This window comes from Bradyrhizobium sp. WYCCWR15520 (assembly GCF_056174665.1).
The window spans coordinates 1-624 of record NZ_JBWBWM010000175.1; the positions used below are offsets into that span (position 1 = coordinate 1).

Genomic DNA, 624 nt, shown 5'->3' on the forward strand with positions numbered 1-624 from the left:
CCTTCGAATTTGTCCGCCAGGTTGTCAAGAATGTCAGAGGCATTGCTTCCGGAAGAACTCCATGGGGCAACAGCTTCCACGACAAAATCAATATCGTGGTCGCGGTTAAACATTTCGTCCGCCTCTTCAACGATGTTGACGATTCTCGTTTTCCAGTCTTTGTGTTTCTGCCGGTACTGCTTATCAGCCACCGCGAGGACACTTATCTTTTGCTTGCCCGTGCTTGCCTGAGTCGAAAATTTACCGTTGTTTACATTCTTTTTAAATGTGATCGTACTCGTTTCATTTCCTTTCTCATCCAGCACTTTTGTTTTCGTTGTTTTTTCAATGTGAACTTTGCCTGTTAAATCTTTATAACCTTCCTTAGGTTTAGGCAATGCTTCCTTATGAATCCCTTTTGTTTCATGAGTATGCTCATGACCGCCCGTTTCCGCGACTCCGGCCGCCCCGGGTATTAAACTTGCAGAAAGCAATAAAGTAAAGAATAAAGACCGTTTTTTCATTTGAAAAATTTCCTCCTTAGTTTTTAACAGACTAAAGATTCGTCTAGTTAACTAGAAATCCCTTCTTTCTATCCAAAAAGAGGAAAATATACATAGGTTCTTATGACAAACCTTTCAATGT

Annotated in this window: 1 protein-coding gene; it reads right to left on the minus strand. The window is 40.9% G+C overall.

Annotation, left to right across the window (positions count from 1 at the left end):
• Nucleotides 1–503: M12 family metallo-peptidase (locus AC0QUY_RS42735; protein WP_475391759.1), on the minus strand; the 503-nt coding region annotated here is incomplete at its 3' end.
• Nucleotides 504–624: the final 121 nt, after the last annotated feature.